At 62.7% G+C, this 18966-nt stretch carries 19 protein-coding genes and 1 pseudogene; 9 read left to right on the top strand and 11 right to left on the bottom strand.

The annotated features are described in order from the left end of the window. Nucleotides 1-506: pseudogene (locus A3AY_RS40290) on the bottom strand (OmpA family protein); the annotation flags it as partial. Nucleotides 507-893: 387 nt separating this feature from the next. On the opposite strand from A3AY_RS40290, the gene A3AY_RS0105095 reads away from it, so the two are divergent. From A3AY_RS0105095 to A3AY_RS0105080, 4 genes are all read left to right on the top strand, one after another. Further along, nucleotides 894-1676: an ABC transporter substrate-binding protein gene (locus tag A3AY_RS0105095; protein WP_026203127.1), complete on the top strand. Its 783-nt coding sequence runs from the start codon at nt 894-896 to the stop codon at nt 1674-1676. Between the two features lie 153 nt (nt 1677-1829). Further along, on the top strand, nt 1830-2633 hold the full coding sequence (locus A3AY_RS0105090; protein WP_018324608.1) for an ABC transporter permease: 804 nt from the start codon (nt 1830-1832) through the stop codon (nt 2631-2633). After that, nucleotides 2630-3460 (top strand): ABC transporter permease, encoded by an 831-nt coding sequence (locus A3AY_RS0105085; protein ID WP_018324607.1) that lies wholly within the window; start codon nt 2630-2632, stop codon nt 3458-3460. The genes A3AY_RS0105090 and A3AY_RS0105085 overlap by 4 nt, the downstream gene beginning before the upstream one ends. A 155-nt stretch (nt 3461-3615) precedes the next feature. Next, nucleotides 3616-3882, top strand: coding sequence for an usg protein (locus A3AY_RS0105080; RefSeq protein WP_018324606.1), 267 nt, complete (start codon nt 3616-3618; stop codon nt 3880-3882). A gap of 24 nt (nt 3883-3906) precedes the next feature. Here A3AY_RS0105080 and A3AY_RS0105075 read toward each other — a convergent pair whose 3' ends face one another. Together A3AY_RS0105075 and A3AY_RS0105070 are read right to left on the bottom strand one after the other, a co-directional pair. Further along, nucleotides 3907-4611, bottom strand: coding sequence for an SDR family oxidoreductase (locus A3AY_RS0105075; protein WP_018324605.1), 705 nt, complete (start codon nt 4609-4611; stop codon nt 3907-3909). Nucleotides 4612-4713: 102 nt separating this feature from the next. Next, nucleotides 4714-5439 (bottom strand): DUF2270 domain-containing protein, encoded by a 726-nt coding sequence (locus A3AY_RS0105070; protein ID WP_018324604.1) that lies wholly within the window; start codon nt 5437-5439, stop codon nt 4714-4716. A gap of 141 nt (nt 5440-5580) precedes the next feature. Between A3AY_RS0105070 and A3AY_RS0105065 the strand changes: the two genes are divergently transcribed. Further along, nucleotides 5581-6396 (top strand): class I SAM-dependent methyltransferase, encoded by an 816-nt coding sequence (locus A3AY_RS0105065; RefSeq protein ID WP_018324603.1) that lies wholly within the window; start codon nt 5581-5583, stop codon nt 6394-6396. A 127-nt stretch (nt 6397-6523) separates the two neighbouring features. Here A3AY_RS0105065 and A3AY_RS0105060 read toward each other — a convergent pair whose 3' ends face one another. Then, nucleotides 6524-7492 carry an aliphatic sulfonate ABC transporter substrate-binding protein gene (locus tag A3AY_RS0105060; protein WP_018324602.1) on the bottom strand — a complete coding sequence of 323 codons (969 nt, stop codon included), beginning with the start codon at nt 7490-7492 and terminating at the stop codon, nt 6524-6526. Between the two features lie 240 nt (nt 7493-7732). Between A3AY_RS0105060 and A3AY_RS0105055 the strand changes: the two genes are divergently transcribed. The 3 genes from A3AY_RS0105055 to A3AY_RS0105045 all read left to right on the top strand — a co-directional run bounded on the left by A3AY_RS0105055 (nt 7733) and on the right by A3AY_RS0105045 (nt 10677). Next, on the top strand, nt 7733-9010 hold the full coding sequence (locus A3AY_RS0105055; RefSeq protein WP_018324601.1) for an MgtC/SapB family protein: 1278 nt from the start codon (nt 7733-7735) through the stop codon (nt 9008-9010). Between the two features lie 108 nt (nt 9011-9118). Beyond that, nucleotides 9119-9988, top strand: a complete 870-nt coding sequence (locus A3AY_RS0105050) for an NAD(P)-dependent oxidoreductase (protein ID WP_018324600.1) — start codon at nt 9119-9121, stop codon at nt 9986-9988. Continuing rightward, on the top strand, nt 9985-10677 hold the full coding sequence (locus tag A3AY_RS0105045; RefSeq protein ID WP_018324599.1) for a DNA alkylation repair protein: 693 nt from the start codon (nt 9985-9987) through the stop codon (nt 10675-10677). The genes A3AY_RS0105050 and A3AY_RS0105045 overlap by 4 nt, the downstream gene beginning before the upstream one ends. Nucleotides 10678-10687: 10 nt before the next feature. On the opposite strand, the gene A3AY_RS0105040 is transcribed toward A3AY_RS0105045, so the two are convergent. From A3AY_RS0105040 to A3AY_RS34480, 3 genes are all read right to left on the bottom strand, one after another. Next, nucleotides 10688-11176: an Lrp/AsnC family transcriptional regulator gene (locus A3AY_RS0105040; protein ID WP_018324598.1), complete on the bottom strand. Its 489-nt coding sequence runs from the start codon at nt 11174-11176 to the stop codon at nt 10688-10690. Nucleotides 11177-11241: 65 nt separating this feature from the next. Beyond that, entirely contained in the window at nt 11242-11880 is a 639-nt protein-coding gene (locus tag A3AY_RS0105035; RefSeq protein ID WP_026203126.1) for a uracil-DNA glycosylase family protein, read from the bottom strand. 75 nt (nt 11881-11955) lie between these two features. Next, nucleotides 11956-12531 carry a thermonuclease family protein gene (locus A3AY_RS34480; RefSeq protein WP_018324596.1) on the bottom strand — a complete coding sequence of 192 codons (576 nt, stop codon included), beginning with the start codon at nt 12529-12531 and terminating at the stop codon, nt 11956-11958. Nucleotides 12532-12658: 127 nt separating this feature from the next. Between A3AY_RS34480 and A3AY_RS0105025 the strand changes: the two genes are divergently transcribed. Then, complete coding sequence (locus A3AY_RS0105025; protein WP_026203125.1) at nt 12659-14194, top strand: sensor histidine kinase; 1536 nt, start codon at nt 12659-12661, stop codon at nt 14192-14194. Nucleotides 14195-14277: 83 nt separating this feature from the next. Here A3AY_RS0105025 and A3AY_RS0105020 read toward each other — a convergent pair whose 3' ends face one another. The 4 genes from A3AY_RS0105020 to A3AY_RS0105005 form a co-directional block, all read right to left on the bottom strand. Continuing rightward, on the bottom strand, nt 14278-15336 hold the full coding sequence (locus tag A3AY_RS0105020; protein ID WP_018324594.1) for an ABC transporter ATP-binding protein: 1059 nt from the start codon (nt 15334-15336) through the stop codon (nt 14278-14280). Then, nucleotides 15333-16952 (bottom strand): ABC transporter permease, encoded by a 1620-nt coding sequence (locus A3AY_RS0105015; protein ID WP_018324593.1) that lies wholly within the window; start codon nt 16950-16952, stop codon nt 15333-15335. Before A3AY_RS0105015 ends, A3AY_RS0105020 begins: the two co-directional genes overlap by 4 nt. A gap of 192 nt (nt 16953-17144) precedes the next feature. Then, nucleotides 17145-18155 (bottom strand): iron ABC transporter substrate-binding protein, encoded by a 1011-nt coding sequence (locus tag A3AY_RS0105010; RefSeq protein ID WP_018324592.1) that lies wholly within the window; start codon nt 18153-18155, stop codon nt 17145-17147. Nucleotides 18156-18380: 225 nt separating this feature from the next. Further along, entirely contained in the window at nt 18381-18791 is a 411-nt protein-coding gene (locus A3AY_RS0105005) for a diacylglycerol kinase (RefSeq protein WP_018324591.1), read from the bottom strand. Nucleotides 18792-18966 lie beyond the last annotated feature (175 nt).

The raw sequence follows: 18966 nt of genomic DNA, 5'->3' as shown, positions 1-18966 counted from the left end.
TGTTCGGCCTGCTGGCGCTTCTTGCGCTCGGCGCGGATCTTTGCCCGTTCCTCGGCAGCCTTTGCGGCCTCGTCGTCGGCGGAAGGCTGGGCCTCTTCCTGCTGCTCCTGTTCGGCCTGCTGGCGCTTCTTGCGCTCGGCGCGAATGCGCTGCTTTTCTTCGGCCGCCTGGCGGGCAGCCTCGTCATCGGCAGAGGGCTGCTGTTCCTGCTGCTGCTCTGCCTCCTGTCGCTTCTTGCGGCGTTCGGCGCGGCTCGGCTGCTCTTCCTGCGACGGCTGGGCCTCCTCGCTCTGCTGCTCCTGCTGCTCCTGCTGCTCCGCACGCTGCTTGCGCTTCTTGCGCAGCAGCTCTTCCGGTACCTGCTCGCCGCCTTCCTGGGCGATGCCGTCTTCCTGCGCGACCTCGAACGGCTTCATCAGGCTGTCGGCCAGAGCCGGCTGGATGGCGATCGACATCGACAGCATCGGAAACGCGACGGTCGCAAAAAGTTTGGATCGGATGGTCATGTATTTCCTCCTTCAGAGGTCCCGTTGTCGTTTTCAACCGGTAGGACGTCCCGGCCTTCTTCTTTCTTCACCGTTTCGGCAGACCCAAGCCGTCCAAAGGCGGTCAAAAAAAGGCACACCGGCCAAATCAGCCCATGAGGATTAGCGAAATGTGCATTAACTCAGCATGAATGCGCCGTTCATCTTCCGCAGGCATGGGCCGGCAATCGTCAACAAGCCGCTTCGACCCGACAATGTTCAGAGTTTTCATGAGGTCACCACTGCTTTCCTGTTGATTTTTTCGCTTAAAGCGTACGAATATCCGCGCACCCCGGCCGCAACGATGGCCGGCATATCGGCGGCCGCGAACAAGAAAAAAACGGCCGCCAGCCAACAGAGAGGACCAATATGCGTATTTCAAAACGTCTCGCCATGGCCGCTTCGGCAGCCGTCATCGCGCTGATGGCCAGCACCGCGATGGCTGCAGGCGAAAAGATCGTAATCGGCACGGAGGGCGCCTACCCGCCGTTCAACAACCTGGAGTCGGACGGTTCCCTGACCGGTTTCGACATCGACATCGCCAAGGCGCTCTGCGAAGAGATGAAGGCCGAATGCACCTTCGTCACGCAGGACTGGGACGGTATCATCCCCGCGCTGATCTCGAAGAAGTTCGACGCAATCATCGCCTCGATGTCGATCACCGCCGAGCGCAAGGAAAAGGTCGACTTCACCAACAAGTATTACAACACGCCGCCGGCTATCGTCGTGCCGAAGGATTCGCCGATCACCGAAGCAACGGAAGACGCGCTTGCCGGCAAGACGCTCGGCGCACAGTCTGCGACGACTCACTCCAACTACGCCGAAGCGCATATGAAGAAGTCGGAACTCAAGCTCTATCCAACTTCGGAAGAATACAAGCTCGACATCGCCAATGGCCGTATCGACGGGGTTGTCGACGATATCGTCGTTCTCTCCGAATGGCTGAAGACGGCAGACGGTGCCTGCTGCAAGCTGCTTGGCGCGCTGCCGATCGACCCGGTCATCAACGGCGAAGGCGCCGGCATTGCTGTCCGCAAGGGCGACGATGCGCTACGTGAAAAATTCAACGCCGCGATCGACGCGATCCGCAAGAACGGCAAGTACAAGGAAATCAACGACAAGTATTTCCCCTTCGACGTTTACGGCAGCTGAACCGGAGCGTGGCCGTGCACCCCACATTCGGGAAAAGCATCGAGCCATGACAAAAATGCAACGGCGGAAGCTTGCCCTTCCGCCGTTTTTGTCTGACAAGAACTATATAAAAAGAAGCTCATCAAAAAACGCTTCAAAGGGGAATGTTCTGGCATGAGCGGATTGTTTGCCGCCCTATCGTCGGCCGTGGCATGGCTCGCCTCGGTGATCGACCCGTTATGCGGTCCCATCGGAATTTTCCGATTGTTCGGCTCCGGCACGCTGCTCGCCTGCGACAATGCCGGCTGGGGCGACGAGATCTCCTACGGCTTCATGATCACCGCGACGCTGGCAATCGCGACGCTGCCGGTCGGGCTGGTGCTCGGCTTCTTCATCGCGCTGGCCAAACAGTCCGAGGAAAGATCGTTGCGGCTGGCCTCCAACATCTACACCACCATCTTCCGTGGCCTGCCGGAACTGTTGACCCTGTTCATCGTCTATTACGGCCTGCAAATCCTCGTGCAGCAATTCCTGGCCTCGCTCGGTTACGAGGGGCCGGTGGAGATCAACGCCTTCGTGGCAGGCATGATCGCGCTTGGTGTAGTGTTCTCCGCCTACTGCTCGGAAGTGCTCCTGTCGGCATTCAAGGCCATTCCCCGCGGCCAGTACGAAGCCGGCGACGCGCTCGGCTTGCACCGCGGCAAGACCATGCGGCTGATCATCCTGCCGCAGCTGGTGCGCATCGCCCTGCCCGGCCTTGGCAATCTGTGGATGGCGCTGCTCAAGGATACCGCCTTGGTTTCGGTGATCGGCCTGCCGGATATCCTGCGCCAGACGGGTGTCGCCGCCCGTGTCAGCAAGCAGGCCTTCGAGTTCTTCGCCGTCGCCTGCCTGCTGTTCCTCATCCTGGCAATGCTGTCGTCTATCGTCTTTTCGGCGCTGGAACGCTGGACCAAACGTTCGGAGGCCGGCCGATGAGCCACGCGGAAACCATGATCCCGCCACAACCGGCACCACCGGGCATCGCCCGTCCGTTCACGGCGCAGCGTTTGCTCGGCAATATCGCGCTGGGCGTCTGGCTCGCTGCAAGCGTCGGGCTTTTCCTGCTGATGGTCGACGGCTGGGACCCGGAAAAATTCGCCAAATACGGCCCGAGTTTCATCTCCGGCCTCGGCGTCACCCTGGGGCTCGTCGGCGCCTCCATCACGCTCGGCGCGCTTCTGTCCCTGCCGATCGCCTTCGCGCGCATGTCGAAGAACAAGATCCTCGGATGGGCCGCCTACGCCTATGTCTATTTCTTCCGCGGCACGCCGCTGATCGCCCAGTTGTTCCTCGTCTATTACGGTCTCGGCAGCTTCCGGCCGCAGATGGAAGCGATCGGGCTGTGGTGGTTCTTCCGCGACGCCTGGAACTGCGCGCTGCTCACCTTCACGCTCAATACCGCCGCCTATCAGGCGGAGATCCTGCGCGGAGCGATCCAGAGCGTGCCGCGCGGCCAGACGGAAGCGGCCGCAGCGCTCGGGCTGCCACCGCGCATCTCCTTCTTCAAGGTGATCCTGCCGCAGGCGCTGATCGTCGCTCTGCGACCCTATGGCAACGAGATCATCCTGATGATCAAGGGTTCGGCCATCGTCGCGATCGTCACGGTCTTCGACCTGATGGGCGAAACCCGCCGCGCCTTCTCCCGGACCTTCGACTACCAGATGTACGTCTGGGCGGCGATCCTCTATCTGATCATGGTGGAGATCCTGCGCAATCTCTGGGCCTGGCTGGAAGACCGCATCACCCGTCATCTGAAACGCTGATTGTCGGAATCGTTTGGCAGCACTCGCCTTGGCCGGCTGCCAACATACTGATTTTCCACATTTATTTATAGGGTGCGACGATTTTGTTAATTCCCCGTTAACCAAATCGGTGCTTCAATTGCAGGGACCATCATTGACCAGGATGAGGTCCAAAAATGACACATGAACTGGAACTGCAGCTCAAGGGGTACGGCCTGACGACGGCCCAGATCCTTTATCGCATGCCTGATCATCCGAGTTTCCTGCAAACCTATATCTGGCAGCACTACGATATCGCGCCCGATTTTCCGGAAATGAAAAGCTTCCTGAAATTCTGGCAAGAAACGCTGGAAGGCCCCTTGCATTCGGTCCGCTACGTGCACCGCAAGCTGATCTCGGCCTCGGACTGGCGGGCGCTCAAGGGCGAGTTCATCATTAACTGACGCCTCGCCCCGAGCTTGAAGTATCTATACCGACCGGGTGATGCCGCCATCGATGCGGATGTTCTGGCCGGTGATGTAGCCGCCGCGATCGGTCGCCAGAAGCGCCACCAGCTCGGCCACCTCCTCCGATGTGCCGTAGCGCCCCATCGGAATGCGCTGGCGCCGTTCCTCAGTTTCCGGCAGGCTGTCGATGAAGCCCGGCAGGACGTTGTTCATGCGGATATTGTCGGCTGCATATTTGTCGGCGAAAAGCTTGGTGAAGGCGGCAAGCCCTGATCGGAAGACGCCGGAGGTCGGAAACAGCGGGTCCGGCTCGAAGGTCGCATAGGTCGAGATGTTGACGATGCTGCCGGATTTCTGTTCCAGCATGATCGGCGTCACCAGCCGCGTTGGGCGCACGACGTTGAGGAAATAGACCTCCATGCCCTTGTGCCAGTCCTCGTCCGTCAGTTCCAGCACCGGCGCGCGCGGGCCATGGCCGGCCGAATTGATCAGCGCGTCCACCCTGCCCCATTTGGCATAGGCGGTATCCACCAGCCGCTTCAGATCGTCGTTCGACTGGTTGGACCCCGTGACACCGATGCCGCCGAGTTCGCTTGCCAGCGCCTCGCCCTTGCCGGAGGAGGAAAGAATCGCGACGCGATACCCTTCCGCTGCCAGCCGGCGCGCCGACACCGCCCCCATGCCGGACCCGCCCGCCGTGATGATTGCTACCTTCTGACCCGTCATCGCCGTCTCCTTATGTCACTGAAGGCGCGATAAAATCAGCAGCGGTCCGGGATCGCAATCAAGAAATCCTGCACATGCCATCAGCCCGCATGCTTCATCGGATCAGACATGAACCTCGCCATGCGCCAGTTCGCCCTCGCCGGGCTCCTTGGCAAGCGCCGCATAGGCCATGGCAGCGTAGAACAGGGCGACCATGCCGAGCACCAGCCAGCCGGAAACGGGGCCGAGCGCCGCATTGGCGGCGAGGTCGGTGAGGGAGCCCACATGCCGCGCCTCGCTGCCGTCGGGCTGAAGAACCGACGACGAGATCTTCAAGGCCCAGGCCAGGAGCAGAATCAGGTACATCCAGCAATAATTGCGCCGCAACCGTCGACAGACTGCCGCACGATAGGTCATCAGGAAGGCCGGCCGCCGCAGGCTGTCGGCGATCGGCGCCGCCCAGTTCACCTTGAAGGGCGCCTGCGGACAGAGAATCTGGGCAAAATAGCCGCGTTCCATCCGCCGAACGCGCGCGCGATAGACGTCGAAGAAACGGTATCGCCGCGCTTCGATGAGTAAAAGCAGCGAGACGAGAAGCATCGCAAACAGCAACACGCCATGATGGGACGTCGGCGCTGACAGGGAAACCGAAAGCAGTGCGGCCACCACGGTGATCGCCCAGTTCGACGTCCGGTCGATACGGTCTCGCCAGCCCGCCATTCGGCCGATCTCGCCGCGATAGTAATGGACGAGCGCGGTCAGGACTTCCGGCGACGTTGTCGGCAGGGGCGGGCTTTTGGCGTCGCTGCCGTCCTTCAGCAGCTCGACCGGGCTGAATTCCGCAGCCATGGGTCATTTCCTCCAGGATTTTGTTGGTTTTGCCCATAATGCGCCGAAATTTCGCGGCGATAAACGCATTTCGAGCCGCAAACGGCTGCGCAGGCGGGTTTTCGCATTGCCAAATTCGCAACGGAGCCGTAAAGACGCGCCATGCAGAAGATCGATGAAGAAGCCCTCGCCGAAGCCTATAACCGCGCCCTCGCCCTGGAGAAATCCGGCAATGTGGATGCGGCGGTGAAAGCCTATGAGGAAGTGCTGGCGATCGATCCGGACGATCACGGCGGCGCGGCCGTCCGCATCGCTTCGCTGGGTCGTGGCGAAACGCCCGACAAGGCGCCGGACGCCTATGTAGCCACCCTCTTCGACCAGCACGCCGATGTCTTCGAGGACGTGCTCGTCGAGCAGCTCGATTATCACGTGCCGATGATGGTGCGCCAGCGGCTGCAGGCTCTGAAGCTCGGGCCGTTTGCCCGGGTGCTCGATCTCGGCTGCGGCACCGGCCTGACCGGCGGCGCACTGCGCGACATGGCAGACGATATTACCGGCATCGACCTGTCGGAAAACATGGTCGAGATCGCCCATGAGAAGGACCTCTACGAGACGCTCTATGTCGCCGAGGTCGTCGATTTCCTCGAGGACAATGACGACGAGCCCTTCGACCTGATCACCGCGACCGACGTGCTGCCCTATCTCGGCGCGCTCGAAGCCCTGTTCTTCGGCGCCGCCGAGAACATGAACCCGGGTGGCCTGTTCATCTTCTCAAGCGAAACCCTGCCCACGGAAACCTTCGCCGGTCGCCCCTTCATGGTCGGCCCGCACCAGCGCTTCGCCCATGCCGAAAGCTACGTCCGCGAACGCCTCGACGCCATCGGCTTCGACATCGTCGAACTCACCGACATCATCGTGCGCATGGAAGAGGGCGAGCCGATCACCGGCCATCTGGTGATTGCGAAGCTGCGGGCCTAAGCGCCTTTTGGAGCCGTGGCGTCGCGCCGGCCCAGCTGTCCGGCACCCCGAAGCGCGACCGGATCATGGTGCCAACCCGCGGACGGATACCTCGCTGTTCCGTCCGCAGGAGTGCATCATTCCTCGCTCAGCTTGCCCGGCCGTTCCAGATGATGTCGCCGACCGTCAGCTTTTTCGGAATGATCTGCAATGCGTAGAACTCGTCGGCCAGTGCCTGCTGATAGGCCGCCGCCTCCGGCCCGACGGTCGAGACCGCAGCAAGGGTGAAGCCCTTGCGCGTCAATACCACGCGCTGGATGTCCTCCGGCACGCCGGTGATCGCCGACAGCGCCGCGACGGTGCCGTCGAGATCGTTTTGCGCGGCTGCCCCGACCTTTGCCAGTTCGTCGAGGATCTCGAGCAGCACATCGCCGTGCGCGGCGGTGAAATCGCCATTGCTGAGGAAATAGCTCCAGTTCTCGGCGATCCCCTCGGCCGTCGTCAGCACCCGCGTCTGCGGGGTCTTTTCGGCGACGGCGTAGTAAGGATCCCAGATCGCCCAGGCATCGATCTGTTTGCTGGCAAAGGCTGCCGCCGCATCGGAAGGCGAAAGGTCGGCCGCCTCGATGTCGGTGATGCCGAGGCCCGCCGTCCGCAGCGCCTTGACGGTGAAGTTATGGGCGCTCGATCCGCGCTTGAACGCCACGCGCCTGCCCTTCAGGTCACCGATCGACTGTATCGGGGAATCGGCGTGCACCAGGATCGCCGAACCTGCCGCGGAGCCTTTATAGGTCCCGGCATAGCGCAGATTGCCGCCGGCCGCCTGCGCAAACAGCGGCGGAACATCGCCGGTCGGGCCGAAATCGACAGCACCGGCGCCAAGCGCCTCGAGCAACGGCGGGCCGGAGGAAAATTCCGCCCAGGTGATCGAAATGCCGCGATCAGCGAAACGTTTCTCCAGCGCGCCGGTTCCCTTGGCCAGCGCCAGGACGCCGTTCTTCTGCCAGCCGAACCGCAATTGCTTCAGCGGTTCGGACGCGGCACGGCCGGTTCCTGGCAGCGCCGCCGCGAGCGCGGCGGTGCCGAAAAGCGATAATGTCTGTCTGCGTGTAAACATGATGGATCCCTCTCGGTTCGATTGACGCATCATAGGCCGCGCCACTGTCATCAGACTGGATCAATCCATTAAAACTATATACAATATAAATATCAAAAACGGACGGCATCGCGGAAAGGGCTGTCTGCAATCTCGGTTCAGACAAAAAATCATTCTCCCATGCTGTCTCTCATACCGTTGCTGACGGAAGCCCGGGATGCCCACTCTTGCCCTGACACCACCGGGCGCTATCATTCTGTGATGGAAATCGTTGAAGTCTTCCAGCGTCTCGGCGTAGCACTCGCGATCGGTCTCCTCGTGGGCTGCGAGAGGGGCTGGCAGGACCGCGACGTGCCCTCGGGCGGGAGAACCGCCGGTATCCGCACGTTCGGCCTTTCGGGCCTTCTCGGGGGGCTAGCCGGCTATATCCAGACGCTCGCCGGCCCCATGCTGCCGGCGGTGTTGCTGCTCCTCTTCGGTGCTGCTTTCGTCGTCTTCAAACTGCGGGAGGCCGAGGCAGACGAGGATTATGGCGCCACCACCGTCGTCGCGGCCTTCGTTGTCTTTGCGCTGGGCGTGACAGCGGTCCTCGGCGACGTGCGGGCCGCGGCGGCCGGCGGGGTCATAACCACCGCGTTGCTCGCCGCCAAGCGCAGCCTCCACGGTTTTCTGAAGCAATTGACCTGGCTGGAAATCAGGGCAGGCCTCATTCTTCTGGCCATGACGCTCGTCGCCCTGCCGCTCCTGCCGAATGAAACCATCGATCCTTGGGACGCCTTGAACCCCTTCGCTCTGTGGCTGCTGACGGTCACGATCGCCGCCATATCCTTCGCCGGTTATGTCGCCATCCGTGTGGCCGGACCCAGTCGCGGCATCCTGTTTGCCGGTGCCGCCGGCGGACTGGCCTCCTCCACGGCGCTGACACTGTCCTTTGCCCGTTTCGCCGCCGAGGCGCCCGAGAGTGCCCGGCAGCTGGCCTCTGGCGCCACCATTGCCGGGGCGCTGTCGCTGATCCGCGTCCTCGTCATCGGCGCCGTCATGGCGCCCGTCCTGCTGATACCGCTCGCGATTGCGCTGGTGCCGGCCATACTTGTCATGCTGGCCGCGAGCTTTTTGATCGTCCGCCGCGGTAACGGCAAGCATGGTGCACCGGATCTTCAACTGGACAATCCATTCGAACTTGGCGAGGTGCTGCGATTCGGCGCCCTGCTTGGCGTCGTGATCGTGGTGTCAAAGGTTCTGGTCGACAGGATCGGTCAGGCCATGCTGTTTGCAGTCGCGGCCGTATCGGGCCTGATGGATCTCGACGCCATCACCCTTTCGACGGCGCGGATGACGGGCGCCTCGGTCGACCTTGCCACCGCCGTCGCGGCGATCCTGATCGCGGTGGTGGTCAATCTCATGACGAAAGTCGTGCTGGCATTCACGGCGGGCGGCCGGGGACCCTATGCGACAACGCTCACCTTGGCGACACTTGCGGCCATCGCTGCTGGTGCAGTCGCTTATTTCACCCTGAGTTCGTTTGTCCCGGCATCCTGATGCTGTCGCGTATTTCCATGAATTGCGGCGGCGCAAGCGGCGTTCTCCCTTCCGCCTCTCGGCCATTTCCGCTAAGTCTCTCGCGATACGGGATATGGGAGTTTTGGAATGGCTAAAGTCGCATTCATCGGTCTTGGCGTCATGGGATATCCGATGGCCGGTCACCTGAAGGTCAAAGGCGGCCACGAATTGACGGTCTACAACCGCACGATCGCGAAAGCCGAGAAATGGGCGGCGCAATTCGGCGGCCGCGCCGCGCCGACACCGGCCGAGGCGGCCGCTGGCGCCGATTTCGTCTTTTGCTGCGTGGGCAATGACGACGACCTGCGTGCGGTGACGACCGGCAAGGGCGGTGCCTTCGAGGCCATGGCGAAGGGCGCCGTCTTCATCGACAACACGACCGCGTCGGCCGAGGTTGCCCGCGAGCTCGACGCTGCCGCGACAGCCGGCGGCTTCGACTTCATCGACGCCCCGGTGTCTGGCGGCCAGGCCGGCGCCGAAAACGGCGTCCTGACGGTGATGTGCGGCGGCGATGCGGGTGTCTTCGAGCGCGCCAAACCGATCATCGACGCCTATGCGCGCATGGTCGGCCTGATGGGACCGGCAGGCTCCGGCCAGCTGACCAAGATGGTCAACCAGATCTGCATCGCCGGCCTCGTCCAGGGGCTCGCCGAAGGCATCCACTTCGGCAAGAAGGCCGGTCTCGATATCGAGAAGGTCGTCGACGTCATTTCCAAGGGGGCGGCCGGCTCCTGGCAGATGGAAAACCGCCACAAGACCATGAACGCCGGCAAATATGATTTCGGCTTCGCCGTCGACTGGATGCGCAAGGACCTCGACATCCTGCTCGCCGAAGCCCGCCGCAACGGCGCCAAGCTGCCGGTCACGGCCCTCGTCGATCAGTTCTATGCCGAGGTCCAGGCGCTTGGCGGCAAGCGCTGGGACACGTCCTCGCTGCTGGCGCGGCTGGAAAAATGACGCTGTCGCCGTCCTCCCCGGCAGATGCGGTGATCGCCCATCTGAAATCGCTGCAGCGGGAGGAAAACCGGGCCGGGATGGCACGTTTCGGCATCGAGACGGCGACCGCGCTCGGCATTTCCAACGCCGAGCTGCGACGGATCGCGCGGGCGATCAAGCGGGATCATGACCGCGCGCTCGCGCTGTGGGAGAGCGGCGTCCGCGAGGCGCGGCTGCTTGCCTCTTTCACGGCCGAACCGAAGGTGCTGACCGTGGAGACGGCCAGACAATGGGCCGGCGATTTCAACTCATGGGAAATCGTCGACAGCGTCGCCGATCTCTTTGTCGGTGCCCGGCTGAAAGGCATCCTCATCCCGGAATTTGCCGTCGACGAACGGGAATTCGTCCGGCGGTCCGCCTTCGCAATGATCGCCGTCAGCGCCGTTCACCTGAAGGACGAGCCGGACGACACGATCCTCGCCTGGCTTGCCCTCGTCGAAGCCCATGCCGGCGACGAGCGGAATTTCGTCAAGAAAGCCGTGAACTGGGCGCTACGCCAGGTCGGCAAGCGCAACGCCTGTTGCCATCGCCCTGCCCTGTCGCTGGCCAGGGCCCTCGCTGCACGCCAGGACCGCAGCGCCCGATGGATCGGCAAGGATGCCGTGCGCGAGCTGACCAGCGCCGCTGTCACCGATCGCCTGAAGCCCTAGTCGCCCCGGGCTAATCCTCGCTGGATTTGGCCTGCTCGATCTGCATGTAGTCAAGCGGCAGTTGCGTCGTGTACTTGATCTGCTCCATCGCAAAAGCCGACGACACGTCGCGGATTTCGATCTTCGCGATCAGACGCTTGTAGAAGGCGTCGTAGGCGGCAATATCGGGCACGACGACACGCAGCAAATAGTCGACATCCCCGCTCATGCGGTAGAACTCCACCACCTCCGGAAACTCGACGACCACCTCCGAGAAGCGCCGCAGCCATTCGATCGAGTGCGTGTTCGTGCGGACGGAAACGAAGACCGTCACCTTGGTGTTGATCTTCACCGGATCGAGCAAGGCGACCCGACCGCGAATGACGCCATCCTCTTCCATCTTCTGGATCCGGCGCCAGCACGGCGTGGTGGAGAGGCCGACCTTCTTGGCGAGGTCGGCAACAGCGAGTGTGGAATCCTCCTGCAAAAGGCGCAGGATTTTGCGGTCAAGACGATCCATGAAAAGCCCTTTTCGAATATTTTTCTCTCTATAGCGTGAAAAACGCCAAATGGAAGAAAATTGTTTCAGAAAATCAATTTTTTCACCCGCTCGCGAAGGACAGGCAGGACCTCGGCCTCGAACCACGGATTTTTCTTCAGCCAACCGGTATTGCGCCAGCTCGGATGCGGCAGGGCCAGCACCGCCGGTCCGCTATTGGAGCCAAGATAGGTGCGCCAGTTGCGCACCGTATCGGTCATCGTCGCGCTACGGCGGTCGCCGAGGTGCCAGCCTTGCGCATACTGGCCGATGGCGAGCACGAGCTCGATCTGCGGCATGGCATCCATGACCGCCTGCCGCCATCGCGGCGCGCATTCCCGGCGCGGCGGCAGATCGCCGCCCTTGTCATCGTAGCCGGGAAAACAGAAGCCCATCGGCACGATGGCAAACAGCCGCGGATCATAGAACTCATCCCGCGTCACCTGAAGCCATTGCCGGAGCCGGTCGCCGGACGCATCGTTGAACGGCAGCCCGCTTTCATGGACGCGCAGGCCCGGTGCCTGGCCGCAGATCAGGATGCGCGCTGCAGGCGAGATCACCGCGACCGGCCGCGGCTCGTGCGGCAGCTGATGGTCGGGGCCGCGCGCCGGCGTGTCGCGACAGATCCGGCAGGCGGCAATCGCCGCGCGCAAATCCGCCAGATCATCCCTTTGCTTGCCTGTCATTCCCTCAAGCCTTGAAATCTTGGAGTCCGTCTGAAAACCCGGCGGATCGACTCGGTCGGGCGTTTCCAAGCGAGCTCAGGTCTTCCTCCATGCACCAAGCCGCGATATCACGGTGTCCAGCCAGCCTTCCGGTATATGGGGTGCCTCATCCATTCCGCCATGGGTCTGACGCCAGGTGCGCGGCGCATCGAACGTGCCTGCCCAGATGCCGAGCCGCTTCGTCCTGGCGGCGTCCTGCTCAGCCTCGTAGTCGCCAAAGGCAACGGCATGGCCGGAACCGACCATCGCTGCATTCAGGTCGCGGCCGCCCGACGAGCATGTCGCCAGAAGCCGGCCGTAGCGGTCGCTGCCGCCTGCTTCGCAGATCGTGCTCGCATCGCCGATCAGGGTGGCCAGGTGGTCCTTGGCCGCCTTGCCGCAAGGCCACGGCTGACCGTCGCGGCGACAGATTTGGCGAAGCTCCGGTGCATCGATACCGACGAGCCGGATACGCTTGCCGCCAAGGACCAGCGTATCGCCATCGATAACCTTCGCGCGGCCCGAACTCAGTTCCTGCCGGCCCGCGTCGAGGCGCGTCACGACGAGCCCGAGAAAGAGAAAGATCGAAAGCGTCAGGAGAAGATCGCGGATGACGCTCGCCAGGCGCTTCATGGTCTCGCTTCCTGCAGAAAATCGCCCGCGCACCTTACGGAAGGCGCCTCCAAAAACAACAAATCGCAGCAACTTCTTAAGGATTTCCTTTTAAACTTCAATGGATTCCATGAACGCATTTGAGATCATGAGTAAGGGCGTCAGCACCTCGACCGACAAGATCATTGTCGACAAGTCGCGCAGCCATCGCAACAAGGCTGTGTCGAAAGCCGTGCGCGCGACCCGCGAACGGCTGCAGGCTGGTCCGTCGAATGCGGCCGGCTTTGCCAGGGAGATGCTCGGGCTGCATATCGATTCGATGCTGCAGGGCGCCATCGCCATGCCGATCTTCCTGTCTCTGGTGACCGGCGTCGGTGTCTATCTCTCGCAAACCCTCGACATCGTCGCCTGGGGCCTGATGACGCTCTGTGTCCATGCGATCGGCATCCTCCTGGCACGCCGGGCCAAGAGCCGCGAGATCACGGCGGAAAAAGTGTCCCGCTGGCGCCGCCGCTTCCTGATCGTGCAGATCGTTCTCGGCATCTGCTGGGCCGCTTTCATGCTTCAGGATTGCGATCGCTGCGGCGAGGTCAATTTCGGTTTCTACAAGGGCGCGGTGCTGTTGATTGCGCTCGCCGCAACGGCGATGGGCACCTTCCTGCTGCGCAACGCCCTGCTCTTCACCTTCATTCCGGTCATGCTGGTGCTTGCCGGCCTGACGATCAGGACCGGCAGCCCCGCTTACCTGGCCCTGACCGCGGTCGTTTCGACGTCGCTGATCTTCCTCGTCTTCATGACGAACCGCATGCATCGTGCGAACATCCATATTCTGTCGATGCAATCCGAAAAAGATGACCTGATCGCCGAACTCGAAGTCGCCAAGTCGATGTCTGACGAAGCGCGCCGGCGCGCCGAGGAGGCAAACCTCGCCAAATCCCGCTTCCTTGCCTCTATGTCACACGAGCTGCGCACGCCGCTCAACGCCATCCTCGGCTTTTCCGAAGTCATGTCGACCGAAGTGCTCGGGCCGCTGAACAATCCGATCTACAAGGAATATACCGGCGACATCCATCGCTCCGGCCAGCACCTGCTCGACCTGATCAACGAGATTCTCGACCTGTCGCGCATCGAGGCCGGCAAATACGACCTCAACGAGGAAGCAGTCCAGCTGGTCGAGATCACCGAGGATTGCATCGGCATGGTGCAACTGCGCGCCCGCACCAAGAACATCACCATCACCGAGCAGTTCGAACACGGCATGCCGGCGGTCTGGGTCGATGAGAAGTCGATGCGTCAGGTGACGCTCAATCTCCTGTCGAACGCCGTCAAGTTCACGCCGTCCGGCGGCGAAATTTCGGTGAAGGCCGGCTGGACGGCCGGCGGCGGTCAATATCTTTCCATCAAGGACAATGGCCCCGGCATTCCCGAAGACGAAATCCCGGTGGTGCTCTCTGCCTTCGGCCAGGGGTCGATCGCCATCAAGAGCGCCGAACAGGGAACCGGCCTCGGCCTGCCGATCGTGCAGGCGATCCTTGCCAAGCACAACGGCCAGTTCATCCTGCGCTCCAAGCTGCGCGAAGGCACGGAAGCCATTGCCATCCTGCCGTCAAAGCGGGTGCTGCAGAGCATCCCCGCCGTCGAGGATGCGCCGGCGATCGAGCGACGCCGGAAAAGCTTCGCCTGAGGCCTGCAAACGCGTGCAGCGGTTCTGCGTCATCGACCAGGGACTCCTGCAGGAATTTAAAGTCCTACAGCGACCTTTGCGCGTCAATCGGCCAGCACGTGCGCCGGGCCGTGGACGCTGATCCGCACCAGATCGCCCGGCCCGGGAATTTCGAAGCCGACACATTTGATCGACAGGAAATCCGGCATGGCGCGGTCGGTGCGATCGATCCGGACGAGAACCGTGCAATCGCCGCCGCCGAACTCCACGTCGTCGATGCGCCCGCAGGGGCCATCCGGCTCGCTCCCGGCAACGGCCGTCGTCAGCCGGATCTGTTCGGGGCGCAGCATGATCGTCGCCTGCCCCGTCTTCGATCCCGGCTCCACCGCGAGTGAACCCAGAATGCACTCCGCGCGGCCAGGCACGATATCGGCGTCGAGCAGAATGGCCTCGCCGAGGAAGGTCGCTGTTTCGCGGTCGCGCGGCTTTCCATAAAGCGCCCGCGGCGGCCCGAATTGCACGAGCCGTCCCTGCCGCAGCACGGCCACCTGATCGGCAAAGGACAGCGCTTCGGCCTGGTCATGCGTCACCAGAATCGCCGTCGCTCCCGCTGCCCGCAGCACCCGCGCCACCGTCCGCCGCATCGTATCGCGCAAGCCCGTGTCGAGCGCCGAGAAAGGCTCGTCGAGCAGCATCAGCCGCGGCTTCAGCGCCAGTGCCCGCGCCAATGCGACACGCTGCTGCTGCCCGCCGGAAAGCTGGTGAGGACGCCGTGCCGCCATGATGCCGTCGAGCTCGACCATCTCCATCAGCTCGGCGATCCGCTGGTTACGATCCGCAGCCTTCTTCGCCAGCCCGAAGCCGATATTGTCGGCCACCGTCAGGTGCGGGAAGAGCGCGCCGTCCTGCGAAACGATGCCGATGCCCCGCTTGTGCGCCGGCACGAGCGCGCCATTGCCGGCAAGCGCTCTTCCGTCCAGCACCAGCGCGCCGCTATCGGGCGTCTCGAAACCGGCGATGATGCGCAGAAGCGTCGTCTTGCCGGAGCCGGAGGGTCCGACGATCGCGGTGCGGCCGCCCGCCTCGATCCTCATGTCGATCGTGTCGAGCGCCGGCGTCGGGCCGTAGGATTTGCTGATGGCATCGATGGTCAGAAACGTCATTGCCCGGCTGCCCGTCTGGATTGGATGTAAAGGAGGAAGGTCAGAGGCAGCGAGAGAAGCACCATCATCACCGCATAGGGTGCCGCCGCGACATAGTCGATCTCGCTGGTGAGCGACCAGAATTTGGTAGCCAAAGTCTCGACGCCGGTGGGTGACAGCATCAGCGTCGCCGTCAGTTCGTTGGTGATGCCGAGCGCCACCAGCGCCGTACTCGCCGCAACGCCGGGTGCCGCCAGCCGCATCGTCGTCTGGCGAACCGCCTGGAACGGAGTACGCCCCAGGGCCATCGCGGCGCGCTCGAGTTCGACAGGCGCCTGCGCGATGCTGGTGCGCAGGCCGACCATGGCGCGCGGCAGGAACAGTAGCACATAGGCAAGGAAAAGGGTCGCGAATGTCTGGTAGAGCGGCAGGATCAGCCGCACGGTGATCGTCACCAGCGCAAGGGCCACCACCACGCCGGGGAGCGCGCCGACATAATAATGGCAGGCCTCGAAGATCCGCTGCAGCCGGCCGGGCGCCCGCACCGACAGCCAGGCCATCGGCGCTGCGGCGATCGTCGCCAGCACGCCGCCGGCAATGGCCAAGAAGACGGTCTGCCCGAACGCGCCGCCAACGAGATCGATCCGCCAGATCTCGACGCCGCCGATATAAAGCCAGCGCGTCAGGGTGACGAAAGGCACCCCGATCGCCAGCGCCACCGTCGCGACGTTGAACGCCAGTGCCGGAACGACCATCCAGCCAAGCCGCCGCGTGTCGGCCGGACGCGCAGCGCCGGAACCGACGCGGGCATAGCGCTCGCCACCGCGCAGCAGCACTTCGATACCGAGGAGCAGCAGGCAGCAGGCGACGAGAACGCCCGCCAGCATGTTCGCCGCCGGGCCGTTGAAGGCCGACTGGAACTGGTCGACGATCGCCGTCGAGAACGTGTCGAAACGGATCATCACGTAGAGGCCGTATTCGGCCAGCAGATGGAGGCCCACCAAGAGCGAGCCGCCGCAGATCGCCAGCCTGAGCTGCGGCAGGATGGCACGGAAGAAGACCTGCCACGGATTGAGCCCGAGCGAGGCTGCCGCATCCTCGATCGCCGGATCAAGACGCCTGAGTTGTGCGGCAATCGGCAGATAGAGGAACGGGAAATAGGCGAGCACCGATACCAGCACGCCCCCGGCCAACCCATGCAGGCTGGGAAACAGGCTGATCCAGGCATAGCTGTGCACGAAGGCCGGAACCGCAAGCGGCGCCACCGCAAGCCAGGCCCAAAGCCGAGCGCCGGGCAGGTCAGTCCGCTCCGTCAGCCATGCGAGCGCCACCGACAGCACGATCGTCAGCGGGATGGTGCAGAGCTCGAGCAGCGCCGTGTTGATCAGCAGTTCGCCAACACGACCGCGAAAAATCAGCCTTGATGCGGTTTCCCAACCGGTCTGGAGGGTGATCCAGGCGATAAAGCCGAGCGGCACGAGACTGACGAGCGAAACGAAGGCCGCAAAGATCGTGACCCAGAAGTAGGGAACCCGAGAGCGACCTCTTGCGGTGGCAAGCAACCGCCGCAGGGCGGAAGGGGATTCGACATGAAACGCGGTGGCGCTCAAGATCTCTGCTTTCAAACCAAAAGACATTCGCAGCCGCCTTCACGCGCCGCTGCGAATGTTGCCGCCACAGCGCCGCGCGCCGGATATGACGCGAAGAAAACGCTGTAACACGTTTAAACTGTTGCCTAATTCCTCGAGGCGATTGCGGTTAGGAATTCTGCGGCAGTCTGGATGACGGTCCCTAAGCGGAGAGTTCCGTTCAGGTTTAGACCTTGCCTATCACAGCAGACCGGCCGCCGTCATCAGGTCTGTGACTTTTGCGCTGTTCAGCGTCGCCGGATCGACCTTCGGGTATTGCAGGCCGGAGAGCGCCGGCAGCGCTGCGTTCGACGCTTCGCCGTTGCCGACGGCATATTCAAAGGAGGTGCCGTCGCGAAGGATCGCCTGGCCACCCTTGCCCGTCAGCCACTTCAGGAATTTCTGGGCGTTTTCCTTGTGCTGGCTGGCCGCAAGCACGCCGCCGCCGGAAATGCTGACGAATGCGCCCGGGTCTTCATTCTTGAAGAAATGCAGCGCCACATTCTTGCTGTTCTCGCCGGTCTTCGCCTGATCGCCGAAATAGTAATAGTGATAGATCACCGCGCCTTCGACTTCGCCGGCATTGACCGCCTTCATCGCCGTCGAGTTGCCCTTGTAGGCCGTGAAGTTTTCCTTCATCGACTTCAGCCACGATGCGGTCGCTTCCTCGCCCTTCAGCGACAGGAGCGCGCTGACGATCGCCTGGAAGTCTGCGCCGGAGGGCGACGCTGCCCAGCGGCCCTTCCAGCTTGGATCGGCAAGGTCGAGCAGCGACTTCGGCAACTGGTCTTGGCTCAGCTTGGTCTTGTCATAGGCAAATACGGTCGAGCGAGCGGCAACGCCGACCCAGTGGCCGTTGGAGGGGCGGAAATTTTCCGGCACCTGCGCCAGCGTGTCGGCGGCGATCGGCTCGAACAGCCCGGCCCCATCGACCAGCGACATGGCCGGCGAATTCTCCGTCAGGAACACGTCGGCCGGCGATGCGGCACCTTCCTGGACGATCTGGTTGGCGAACTCCATGTCGCTGCCCTTGCGCAGGGTCACCGGGATGCCGGTTTCCTTGGTGAAGGCCGCGGCCCATTCGATACCAAGGCTCTCATGCTGGGCATTGTAGACGACAATGCCTATGTCGTCGGCCTTGACGGCGGTCGCGCCAAGCAGCGCAGTCGCCAGCGCCAGCGCGCTTGCGGAACCCGGGAACGAAATTTTCATGGAAGCCTCTCGAAATGTTTGGCCGGACCATCCTGCCCGGCGGCTCCGGTATATAATTATGATCTTGCGCGTCAACTTTGATCGGCACCGGCATGCCGCCCCGTCGCTCAATTTAATTTGAATGCCGCGGCGGGAATAAAACGCGGCCGGCCCAGCCAGGTTTCGGAAAGGTGTCCCGCGGCTTTCCGGTCAAAACCTGCGACACAACCGGAAAAGCCAGGCAGCCTAGACAGCGAAAAGCTTCGACAGGAAGACCACATAGGCCGCGTAGCCGGCATTGGCGACGATGACGCAGAGGCAAGCCAGCGAGCCGAGATCCTTGGCATTCTTGCCCATCTCGGAAATTTCGGGAGAGACGCGATCGACGATTTCCTCGATCGCCGTGTTCAGTGCTTCGAAGGCGATCATCAGCAGGAACAGCACCAGCATCGCGACATATTGGAAGAAAGTCGCGCCACTGATGACGAACGCGACCATGGCGCCCCCGAAGGCCATGAGTTCGTGGCGAAATGCCGCCTCCCCCAACAGGCGCTTGGCGCCGCCCAGCGAGTAGCTAGCAGCGGCGAAGAAATGCGCGATGCCCGTCAGTTTTTTTACCGGCTTGCCCATGCCACGAAGGTCCCTGTCCAGATACATGTTCGCTCTCCTAGCGCCGCGTGGAGCGAATGCATCGAGCATGCAATTCTGACACCGGCCTGAATGTTGTCGAACGGCTGCGGGTTGTCATCAAATTACCGCCTCCGCATAAGTGAGAAGGCATGCCGTATCAAGCCCCATGATGGCCGGACGATGGCGGCAGACACGGCAATTA

The organism is Rhizobium giardinii bv. giardinii H152, from assembly GCF_000379605.1.
Lineage (GTDB): Bacteria > Pseudomonadota > Alphaproteobacteria > Rhizobiales > Rhizobiaceae > Pararhizobium > Pararhizobium giardinii.
This window is presented reverse-complemented; position numbering and strand designations above follow the sequence as displayed.